This is a genomic window from Thermodesulfobacteriota bacterium (assembly GCA_034189135.1).
Taxonomy (GTDB): domain Bacteria; phylum Desulfobacterota; class Desulfobacteria; order Desulfobacterales; family JAUWMJ01; genus JAUWMJ01.
In genome coordinates, this window is sequence record JAXHVO010000111.1 from 1 (window position 1) to 10680 (window position 10680).

Below are 10680 nucleotides of genomic sequence, written 5' to 3' on the forward strand. Positions count from 1 at the left end.
ATTTTCAATAATTTCAGTAAGCTATGATTGCTCAAAACACTATATAAAATCAGCGGGTTATGATTGGATAGACCGTGCCTCATCGCTTTGCAAACGGAAAATATTTTTGAGAACTACTATAATCCTTACAAATGTGTCGGCGGTTGTTGTAATTTCAAAGTTTTGCTTTGATTGTTTTAAAGAATCGATAACTCTTTTGCACTGATTTTTAAATTCCGGATGATGATTGACGAAAAAATCAAGGTCATCGGAATATCGATGCCGTAAATAATTTCGACTTAATGCGGTACCTCCCGTTAGATAGAAATCCACATTCGAGGACTGAACCAGTGTTAATATTTTATCCTGAAAAGGATATATCTTATTTTGATAAAACTTCTCTGGCATATAGGAATCTGTCTTTTAATGCTTTGGGGTAAATCCGGTTAATTACCTGATCGCTTAAAGCCTGTTTGAGATTTTCTAATGGAACAAGTTTTAACAGGGTATACCAGTCGTAAGTTGTCAACAGTCTAGCATATAAGTCGGCTTTTTTAATTTGCCCAATTCCGTCTATTTTTCCATCCAGCATTTGATAGAGTTGCTCAGGGTCAACATTCATATCCCAGTATAGTCTGGAAAACATTTTTATTTTCTTATTTTTTGGAAAGTGTTGCATTCCGTACTAACAGTTTTAATCTATATCCGATTCGAGACTATGTTTTTTAAAAAGTCAGAAAATTTTTGCAATGTTTCACCTGATGTTTACAGGCCATTTTATCACACCGGCAATAAATAACATTCCAAGTGTTTGGCCAATCCTTATCCTCTGCGGAAACCGCTTTTTGTATGATTAAATCTGATAATCCGGTTTTATGTTTTTCCATTTTAAAAAACCGGCAATTGAATCTAATAGTTCCTTTAAATCATCAATTTTAGTTTGCAGAATTTGATATAGCTGATCATCGTTTATTTCCCAATAGATGTGTACCAGTCGGTTTCGAAATTTAGCCATTTTTATCAATTCTTCTGAAAAATCTTCAGTAATAGTTCCAACTTCAGCCATCACCCTAAAGGTGTCCGCATAATCTTCCGGCACACGATAGCCGTTTCTTGAAATGATATGATTGCACATATCAATACTTGATTCGATGGCGACGATAAAATGGTATTTTGCACTTCCGATTTTGTCAGGGTCTTTGATAAACTTATCCTGACTTAAATTTCTCAATGACTGAAGACGCCTGACACTTTTTCTAAGCTCGGAAACAATCTTTAACATTTTATCTTTGTCATACCGGGGCATCGATTACATCCTCCAAATATTGCCTTCTAAATCTCGAAAAATCAAAGTACTTTTTTAATACAATATTTTCGAAATCGGCACGCCGATTCGGGTTACTGTCGAAAATCAACTGTCCGTGACGTATGGCATTTTGTACAAAGGAGAGAGGTGCGTGGTTAAGGGCTCTGACGTCTATTTCGAATTTCACCTGTTTGTAAAGCTTAATTTCAAGTTCCATCTCATATTCGAGCAGATTATCAGGCTGACTTTGCGTAAGTATGCCCAGATCAATGTCTGCAAATGATTGATGAGAAATAAATGAGCCAAAAATATAAGCAGCGAATATTTCACTATACTGTTGCAAGCAAGATGAAATGATGTCTATAACTTCATCCTTTTTTTTCTTTTTTATAGAATATTTTTTCTTTTTGTTCATTCTTTGTTGATCTGCTAAAATTTCACTGAGCATGTCTTTTAAAATATATTTGTACGCTTATTTTAGTTCGAACGTTTTCCGGATGTTTGTCGGTAAAAAATATCAGCGACTTTATTAATTTCAATTAAATCGAAAAGCTTTTTTACACTCTTTTCATTCCCATAATTCAATACGGCTTCAACCACAGCATATAGGCTGATATTCGGCTTTTCTTCAGGTTTTATCCACCAGAACAACGAACTGTTTTCCATTATAAAGTCTTTAAACTCAGCATTCATTCCCATTTCTCAGTCCCCTGGTTATATATACTACGAAACCGGCCCTGCTTATTATCCTTACTCCATCATCGCCACCTTGCTTAGTGAAATTCCATTTTTTAATATGGTCTGTAATATATTTTCCCTTTCCTCAACACTGGTAATAATGATTTTATCGAAATAGATTGTGCTCAGGTAATCCGGGTCTGTAATCACAAAATCCATAAAAATCTCACCTGCTTTATTATCATCCACAACGGCAACTAGTTCTAACGGCGTTTCTTTTAAAGAGATATATGCGATTTCGGCCAGATCGCCGCTACCGTAAAAGACAATTTTTTGATTACCGTTTTTTGTCAACCCGGAAAATAAAACTCTTAATTTCTGACGTGCCGATTTATAGAATTGAAATGAATACTGAATATATTGATAGGTCAGTCGTGTTTTTTCAGCAGCGCCTTTGGGGGTAAGAATGTACTTGACCCTGTTTTTGGGAATATTTTTAATCTTGAAGAGCCCTTTTTGCGCAAGTCTTTTTACAAAAGAATTCACCAGGCCCAGCGAAATATTCAGCTTGCCGGCCAGGTATCGCTGACTTGGTGTTTTATCTTTGTCTATCTCTTCAAGAATTTTTAAGGTGCGTAGGTCTTGATTGTCCATCAATTAAATTCGGTGCGCTTATCTGTCCAATCTCTGAGTCCCCGATGAGCGGGATCTACGCTTCGCCTTTCTTGACCTTGAACAAAAATAAACATTTTTCAAAGGTCTCGATAGGTAAGATCATTAATGTTCATGTCTGCGTTAGTATGCTTCTTTCTGTGTCTATTTTTTTTGCGTTATAAAGCTTTTAATAACTGCTCATATTTATTATGGTCACCAATCCAGTACCAAATAACTGAATTCTCATTTCTTATAGCAAGGGCGCGGTAATCCATTGTCACTCTAACTGACCAGATATTGTATTCTGTATTCACACATTTGAAATTCAGAGAAGGATGGAAAGGGTTCTTCTTCCAAAGATCAAACTTTCTATCTGCATCCTTTTGAATCTTCTTTGGTAATCCTTTGTATGATTTCCAATACGACTTTACAGTAAATGGATTCATTACATCTCCTGACTTTTTCCATTAATATGTTCTTGCAGAGCTTGTTTTGCCATATTAATCATTGGTTCTGGAGACTTTGATAATAATTCCTGCCATTTCTGTTCACTATAAAGTTCATTTACAAAATTTCTCAACAGTTCTAAGGCCTGATCCCTATGAACTTTATCAATACCTTCCAAAATCTCAACAGCGGTCAAAGATTCCGGAGTCAAAGATTTTACAGTTTGCATTACGTCACCTCTCTATTTTTTATTTTTTCATGAAACTTAAAGTTAATACAAGAGCTTTGCATAACCTCTAAAATTTTGATCAAAAAACCTTATTTTTATTCTATTTTCAAAGGTCTCAAGGTCTGCAGAATTTTTAAATAGCTCCGCCTGGTGGGTTACATTGTGTAATTAGTGAAACTGGTGCGGATCATGATTGAGGTAAATCTTGATGCCGTCGTAAAAAGTCTCATCTACTGCGTTGTAGTGGTTTTTTCAGGAACTCGACATACTAAATGTATAGTCTCGTTACTGAAAAATCACTACGCCTTGTATATAAGCCTTTTTACTTAGCCATCCGGCGCTTATTCAAAGATTTTTTATGAGCTCATCGATATTTAGATGTTCATTTTGTAAACGTTCAGTAGTTGAACATATTCCAAACTTCATGTCAAGCAAAAAAAATGAATTATTTAATCTGATAGTTATAACCGGTAGCAAAATTTTTTATCGGTATGAATCGTGAGAGGAATTGTGTTATTTTTTCAGTAAAAATTAAAGCCCAATTGAAAAAAGCACGAAATTGAGAAAACAAGAAATTTCTTATCTTTTTTCTTTGTTTTCGTCCTTTCGTGCTTTTTTGATAAAAATATTTTATTTCCCCGTGTTTTTAAACGGTGATCAACTCTTTATTAACTTCAAAAGTCCTTTGCCCGATGCCTTTTACTTTCATAATGTCCTGCGGGGCTTTAAAAGGACCGTTCTTTTCCCGGTATTCAATAATTCTCTTTGCATATTTCGGGCCGATTCGTTTAAGTTGAATCAGTTCCTCTATGGATGCTTTGTTTATGTTGATTTTTTTCACATCCCCACCAATTGCCGGACCGCTTAAAACCATGATAAAGGCGGCAACAACAGATAACACCAACATTACTTTCATTTTTCTCATTCTCTTTTCCTCCTTTTCTAATAGGTTAAAAGTGATGACATGCAAAAAGCCGCATATACCGTGTTACAATGGTTTTTCCCCGCTGCTTTTCACAGAGGTATATGCAACTTTCTACCATGCCACAGGTAATACGTGTTACAAATTGTCAAAGAAAAAGGTTCGACTTAAAGCCATTATTTTTTCATATGTTTAAATGCGTTTTTAATGATACTGTCCTTTCGTATATGATATTTCGAGTTTTTTATCTGAACGCTTATTCTTGACCTTATTTTATGTCCCTGTTAAAAGATCAGAAAAAAATGATTTTATATTTACCTTAAGCCAAATATTATTAGGATTTATACAGCCATGACCGAAGACAAAGATCTAATTGAAATCCATGTGAATGTTGAAATTACAACCGAATCACTTCAGACCATTGTGGAAAATGCTAAAAAAATCTCAGGACGCAATGAAAAGGGTCATTATCATGTGGACACTGCCGGTAAAGTCAGCCAAATGATATCCCGCTTTTTACTGGAAAATGACTTTGAAGCCTATGTCCGGGATATAAATCATTATTAATCAGTTAAACCTGGATAGCTCCGGTTCTTCGTCTACAGGTGAATATTTTTCCGCTGTCATTGGTTTTTTGTTCCCTAGCTTCGGTAAATCCCTCCTCTGATATACTGCATTTTGATCATCATCAGTTTTAACCAATGTGTGCATTGATCCACCGGTATTTTCCTATTTCTCGTATTTACTTATCAAGATCCGTGCCAAAGCGAAGTAGAATCGCGCATACCGTTAGATAAGAAATTAAACATAATATATACTATTATATTCAGACAGTTATAGACATAGGAAATATTTCTATCAAAAATATTAACGATAACATAGAGGTGAAATAACGCTAGAGTTGCACATAAACATGTGCATATGCACATGTTTATGTGCAATAAACCTGATGACGCTGATGGCAGCAAATAATCTATTATATTTCAACCAGTTGTGTTTTTCACAAAGCCAACACACCATTAAAAAATAGGGTCTGGTTTTGAAAACGCACTGGTTTTTGGGCAAAATCTTTTTTAAAGATCTATTGGTTTAAGGTATGTTAGGGCGAAATGATCAGTGTGTTTTCAGAGGGTTCGAGTGATGCTCCGCCGAAAAGGCGGATAAAAATGCTTAATCATGGTTTCCAGAGAGTTGACAGTGAGGCAAAAACCATTCGAATTCTGTCTATAGACATATGAAAAACGGCAAAATCTTCCAAACAAGTAAGATACGGCCTAAATTTGCAGGTAAGGAGATCGGAAGAACCAAAAATGAATTTTCTATTTTTTTAAATAGATCGCGTCTATGATTTTATTGCTTTCATCAAGCCCATGCTGACAGAAATGATCAAAAAATTGGCTGATTTCCTCCATAAACGAAGCCCCTTCTCCTTTGTTGCCGGATAACAGCCTTTGTTTCCCTTCGTTTAAAACAGAGCTAAATTCTTCCAGCATCTCAGATACATGCCGGTTTCCACCGATCAGGTCATCATAAAGATTGGGATCCTGTGAAAGAATGCGTCCGATCAGATCCAAATGAATTCTAAAAACCGGTGTGGAATAAAGCATGGCTTCTTTCGGATTCATGTTCAGTTTCTGCAGCAGTCTCCCCAGGCAGACAGTCAGCATATGTGTCAGCCCTTGCACAACCGCCATATTCCGGTCATGCATTTCAGCAGTCATGTGTGTGACGATGGCACCTTCTTTTCTTAATTCGTTTTCCAGCCAGTTTTGCCAGTAATCACCTCTTTGGGGACACATGATCATGTTCTGCCCTTTAATCGTAACTGGGTAAGGCCCAAACAGGGGGTGAGTTCCCACAACCTCAGCCTTTGAAAACCTCGCCATCGCCTCAACGATATCCTTTTTCATGGAACAAAAATCCATAAAGAGTTGCTCTTTTCGCAACACAGGGCCGATCTCTCTTGCAAGTATTAAAGCGACATCAAGAGGCACGCTTAAGGTCACCACGTCACTTTGTTGGGCGATATCTTTCGGTCTGAGTTCTGTTTTTAGATCGGATAGTAAAACCCGGTGCCCTGCCCCGGTAAAGAAACGATTAAACCATCTGCCCATTTGCCCGTTAGCGCCGATTATCCCGATGGTCACCCGTTTCACGATATCGCCTTCTGCCTTAAGAGGTGATCGGCCAAAACCAGGTTTACCATGGCCTCACAAACCACATTAATCCTGGGTATGGCTGAAATATCGTGGCGTCCCTTGATTGAAATGGTTTTTTGATTTCCCCTTTGATCAATCGTTTTTTGCTCAATTCGGATGGAAGGGATCGGCTTAACCGCCACCCGAACGATGATGTCATCTCCGTTTGTTATGCCTGCAAGAATACCACCGGCATGATTGGTGGCAAATCCGGTTGAATGTATGGGATCGTTATTTTCACTGCCGAGCAGTTTCGCAGCCTTGAATCCTGTTCCAATTTCGACCCCTTTAACCGCACCAATGCTCATCAGCGCTTTGGCCAGATCCGCATCCATCTTGTCAAACACCGGATCTCCCAGTCCCTGGGGAACTCCTCTGGCCACGATTTCCACAATCCCTCCAACAGAATCGCCATTTTTTTTTACCTGTTGAATACGTTCCTGCATCTTTGCTGCTGCCTTGTCATCCGGACAAAAAAACCTATTTTTTTCGATTTGATCCGGGTCGTGTTTTTCTGCCTTTATTCCACCCAGTTCAATGGTGGTTGCCAAAACAGCAATTCCTTCGGTATCAAGTACAGCTTTGGCAACTGCACCTGCAGCCACCCGTGCTGCTGTTTCACGGGCGGACGCCCGTCCGCCTCCACGCCAGTCACGAATTTGATACTTGGCCATGTAAGTGATATCCCCGTGACCCGGCCGGTAAGTATCAGCATAGGGCTCATATGCAGCCGAATCTGCATCTTTGTTTTCAACCATGATCATTAAAGGGGTACCGGTGGTCATGCCATTAAAAACGCCGGACAGGATCACCGCTTTATCCGGTTCTGTTCGTTTTGTGCTTGCAATTGACGATCCAGGCTTTCTTCGGTTCAGCATGGATTGGATGATATTTTCATCAATGGGTATCCTTGGAGGGCATCCATCGATCACCACTCCGATTCCCTTTCCATGGGATTCCCCCCAGGTGGTAATTTTGAATAGTTTTCCCAAACTGTTTCCAGGCATTTTTTCTCCTGACTACACGTATTCTCAAACGTAATTTAGAATATATGTACCAAGCTTAAAGCCGTTTTTACAATTCCAGCTTCGCTATGACAGATTTGCATACACCGTTAGTATCAAGGTTGTCGGTATCAATGCAAAAGTCCATCGCTTTTTCGTATAATGGTGTCCGTTTTAAAAGTGTTTGTTGTATTTCTTCATCGAGTTCTTTTGTTGTCAAAGAAGGTCTGAAATCTTTTGTGTTGTTATCCATCAGCATCCTTTTTTTAACGGTCGCAAACTTTGCTTTTAGCCACACAACGTTTCCGTTTTTTTTCATATTTGCCGTGTTTTCTTTGCTAAGAACCACCCCGCCTCCTGTGGCCACAATCTGTCTATCATGATGGCACACTTTTTTTAACACAGCGGTTTCTCTCTCACGAAAATAATCCCAGCCCTTTTTATCAACGATTTCCAATATGGTCATTCCTTCTTCTTCAACTATTTTCAAATCCGTATCGATAAACGGTCGGTTTAACATACCGGCAATTGATTGACCGACTTTAGTTTTACCGCTGCATCGGTAACCGATTAAAAAAATGTTCATCACATCATTATCTCGCATATTGCCGTTTTCATGTTCTCCCACATTCGGATTTTGGTGGTTGTTTTTGAAAATTCAAGCTCGATGATAGTTAGATTGAGCTTTAATTTTTATGGTATAACCCTTTAAATACATTCCAGAAATCAGGAAACGATTTTTCAACACATTTTTCATCTTTTATAAATATACCGGGCACCTTAAGACCGGCCATGGCAAAACTCATGGCGATCCTATGATCATTATAAGTTGAGATTTCTGCTCCATGGGGCCTTGAACCTTTTATCGTCAGTCCGCTATCTGTGATGCCGGATTCGATGCCCATCTTTGCAAGTTCGTTTGCTACAGAAGCCAAACGATCACTCTCTTTTAATTTTAGATGCTGGACATTATTAATGACGGTTGTTCCCTTTGCAAAGGCCGAGACCACCGCAAGAGTGGGAACCATGTCCGGCATGTCTGACATGTCCGCTTCTATACCTGAAAGCGATCCACCGGTCACACTGATTCCGTCTTTTTCATCAATTATCTTGCAACCCATTTTTTCAAGCAGGCTTGTAAAACGAACATCCCCCTGTGGGGAATTTTTCGTAATTCCCTTTACTTTGATGCAGGTACCGGTGATCGCTGCAGCGCCCCAGAAATATCCTGCCTGGGAGCCGTCCGGTTCAACAAAATACGACCCTGATCTGTATTCTTGCCCTCGCTGAACCTTGAAATAATTGTATCCATCACGAATGACATCAACACCGAATCTTTGCATTACATCAACCGTGATATCGATGTACGGTCTGGATACAGGGCCTTTTATCACATTGACTTCAAGTCCCTGCTTGGTAAACGGTGCTATTAAAAGAATTGCTGAAAGATACTGGCTGCTGTTTTCACAATCTATAGTAATTTTACCGCCTTTTAGATTTCCACCTCTAATAACCACAGGCGGGCATCCGTTATGATTAACTGAATAGGCTGATACTCCCATTTGAATCAAAGCGTCCAGCAGGTCCTGAATCGGACGCTGTTTCATACGTTCTGTGCCGGTTAACAAATACCTGTCTTTCCCAATAGAAGCCAGAGCTGTTAGAAAACGCATTGAAGTCCCTGAATTACCAAGATATACAGGTTCGTTGGTATCCTTAAAGGCCCCTTTTGCGCCGTGAACCATAAAACGCTGATCGTTTGAATCGATTGTTATTCCCATCTGCTTAAGGGCGCTTACGGTGATTAGCGTATCTTCACTTTTTAACGCATTATCAATGCGGCAAATGCCGTCAGACAGGGCTGACGCAATCAGAATCCTGTGGGTATAGCTTTTTGACCCGGGAACTGATATTTCGCAATTACCAATTTTTTTAGCTTTTATTTCGATCATAAATTCTTTTAAATCCAAAAAGCTTTACCAAGGAGTTGCACGGAGAACCACTGAGTTTTGGTTTTTTGTATCTGTGAAATTTCCGTGATATCCCGTGGTGAAAAAGAAAAACCATAAATTGCTGCATGTTAATCACTCGGCCGATCCACTCAGCGCTCTTATAACGGTTTTTCTCATTAAATCGATGGGTGCTTTTTTGCCTGTCCACAACTCAAACTGGCTGGCTCCCTGATAAACGAACATGGAAACACCGTCTATGGTGGTGCATCCCATATCTTGTGCAACTTTCAACAGCCGTGTTCTTAGAGGATTATAGACGATGTCCATCACGATCATGTCACTATGCAAATGCTCTTTTTTAACCGGCATGCAATCAAACTTCGGCGCCATACCCAAAGATGTAGCGTTAATCAGGATATCACATTTCACCGTTTTAAAATCCTCAACCGGGCGGAATTCAGCACCAAGATCTGCAGCCAGTTGTTCACCTTTTTCTTTGGTGCGGTTTAAAATAGTGAGTCTTCCACCTTCGGATATAATTCCATATCCAACTGCCCTGGCCGCACCTCCTGCCCCAAGCATGGCCACCGCTTTATTTTGTATATCTGTTTTTTCCTTAATGGCTGTTACCGCTCCGATAGAGTCATAATTATACCCTATCATTCTCCCCTGGCGATTAATAATGGTATTTACCGCCCCGATGTTTTCTGCAGGATGGCCAATTTCATCAAGAAATTCCATGACGGAAACCTTATGGGGGATGGTAATGGCAGCCCCTTTAATATCCAGCACCTTAATCGCTGAAATGGCTTTCCCTATTTCCTTTACCCTGAAGGCAACATACACACCGTTATGGTTGGCATGAGAAAAGGCGATATTGTGCATCAGCGGACTTAAGCTGTGCGATATCGGATCTCCCAAAACGGCATATAATGACGTATCTGAATTGAACATTGGCAGGGTATCTACCATAAGCGCAAATTGTTTTTCATATTTTTACAGGTATTTTTACCGTACAGCGTTGTTTAGAAAGATGAACGTCGAACATTGAACATCGAACACCCAACGTCGAATAAAAAAAATCCAATACCGAGCATTTAACAACTCAAAGCCATGTTTTCTTTTCAGCCTTTTGGTATCTACAACTAAAAACTTAATTAATTCTTCTGTTTTATTTTTTTGCATTCAAAATTCGATGTTGGACGTTTCCGGGTAGAACTGGGAGGTTACCCTCCCAGAGCCCCCACAGACCCGTACGAGCGCAATTAACGCATACGGTTCCTCAGGTTATGGCTTCGCTACACGTATGAA

The 10680-nt window shown here is 39.3% G+C and carries 15 protein-coding genes; 1 reads left to right on the forward strand and 14 read right to left on the reverse strand.

Going from position 1 to position 10680, the window contains the following annotated elements; all coding sequences use genetic code 11:
* Positions 1-57: 57 nt before the first annotated feature.
* The 9 genes from SWH54_16130 to SWH54_16170 form a co-directional block, all read right to left on the reverse strand.
* On the reverse strand, positions 58-387 hold the full coding sequence (locus tag SWH54_16130) for a nucleotidyl transferase AbiEii/AbiGii toxin family protein (protein MDY6792792.1): 330 nt from the start codon (positions 385-387) through the stop codon (positions 58-60).
* Entirely contained in the window at positions 362-625 is a 264-nt protein-coding gene (locus tag SWH54_16135) for a hypothetical protein (protein ID MDY6792793.1), read from the reverse strand. Before SWH54_16135 ends, SWH54_16130 begins: the two co-directional genes overlap by 26 nt.
* Positions 626-832: 207 nt before the next feature.
* Positions 833-1285: a DUF86 domain-containing protein gene (locus SWH54_16140; protein MDY6792794.1), complete on the reverse strand. Its 453-nt coding sequence runs from the start codon at positions 1283-1285 to the stop codon at positions 833-835.
* Positions 1272-1700 carry a nucleotidyltransferase domain-containing protein gene (locus SWH54_16145; protein ID MDY6792795.1) on the reverse strand — a complete coding sequence of 143 codons (429 nt, stop codon included), beginning with the start codon at positions 1698-1700 and terminating at the stop codon, positions 1272-1274. Before SWH54_16145 ends, SWH54_16140 begins: the two co-directional genes overlap by 14 nt.
* Positions 1701-1762: 62 nt before the next feature.
* On the reverse strand, positions 1763-1984 hold the full coding sequence (locus tag SWH54_16150) for a hypothetical protein (protein MDY6792796.1): 222 nt from the start codon (positions 1982-1984) through the stop codon (positions 1763-1765).
* Positions 1985-2035: 51 nt separating this feature from the next.
* Positions 2036-2617: a winged helix-turn-helix transcriptional regulator gene (locus SWH54_16155; protein ID MDY6792797.1), complete on the reverse strand. Its 582-nt coding sequence runs from the start codon at positions 2615-2617 to the stop codon at positions 2036-2038.
* A 176-nt stretch (positions 2618-2793) separates the two neighbouring features.
* Positions 2794-3063, reverse strand: a complete 270-nt coding sequence (locus SWH54_16160; GenBank protein ID MDY6792798.1) for a hypothetical protein — start codon at positions 3061-3063, stop codon at positions 2794-2796.
* The gene (locus SWH54_16165; GenBank protein ID MDY6792799.1) at positions 3063-3293 is read right to left on the reverse strand and encodes a hypothetical protein; all 231 of its coding nucleotides are present in this window, start codon (positions 3291-3293) and stop codon (positions 3063-3065) included. The genes SWH54_16160 and SWH54_16165 overlap by 1 nt, the downstream gene beginning before the upstream one ends.
* A gap of 646 nt (positions 3294-3939) precedes the next feature.
* Positions 3940-4218, reverse strand: a complete 279-nt coding sequence (locus SWH54_16170; protein ID MDY6792800.1) for a ComEA family DNA-binding protein — start codon at positions 4216-4218, stop codon at positions 3940-3942.
* 348 nt (positions 4219-4566) lie between these two features.
* Between SWH54_16170 and SWH54_16175 the strand changes: the two genes are divergently transcribed.
* Complete coding sequence (locus tag SWH54_16175; GenBank protein MDY6792801.1) at positions 4567-4782, forward strand: hypothetical protein; 216 nt, start codon at positions 4567-4569, stop codon at positions 4780-4782.
* 752 nt (positions 4783-5534) lie between these two features.
* Here the strand turns inward: SWH54_16175 and SWH54_16180 are convergent.
* The 5 genes from SWH54_16180 to aroE all read right to left on the reverse strand — a co-directional run bounded on the left by SWH54_16180 (position 5535) and on the right by aroE (position 10341).
* Positions 5535-6371, reverse strand: a complete 837-nt coding sequence (locus SWH54_16180) for a prephenate dehydrogenase/arogenate dehydrogenase family protein (protein ID MDY6792802.1) — start codon at positions 6369-6371, stop codon at positions 5535-5537.
* Positions 6368-7420, reverse strand: coding sequence for a chorismate synthase (gene aroC / locus SWH54_16185; protein MDY6792803.1), 1053 nt, complete (start codon positions 7418-7420; stop codon positions 6368-6370). Before aroC ends, SWH54_16180 begins: the two co-directional genes overlap by 4 nt.
* Positions 7421-7487: 67 nt before the next feature.
* Positions 7488-8021, reverse strand: a complete 534-nt coding sequence (locus SWH54_16190; protein ID MDY6792804.1) for a shikimate kinase — start codon at positions 8019-8021, stop codon at positions 7488-7490.
* A gap of 82 nt (positions 8022-8103) precedes the next feature.
* On the reverse strand, positions 8104-9369 hold the full coding sequence (gene aroA / locus SWH54_16195) for a 3-phosphoshikimate 1-carboxyvinyltransferase (protein MDY6792805.1): 1266 nt from the start codon (positions 9367-9369) through the stop codon (positions 8104-8106).
* Between the two features lie 132 nt (positions 9370-9501).
* Positions 9502-10341 carry a shikimate dehydrogenase gene (gene aroE, locus SWH54_16200; protein MDY6792806.1) on the reverse strand — a complete coding sequence of 280 codons (840 nt, stop codon included), beginning with the start codon at positions 10339-10341 and terminating at the stop codon, positions 9502-9504.
* Between the last annotated feature and the right edge of the window lie 339 nt (positions 10342-10680).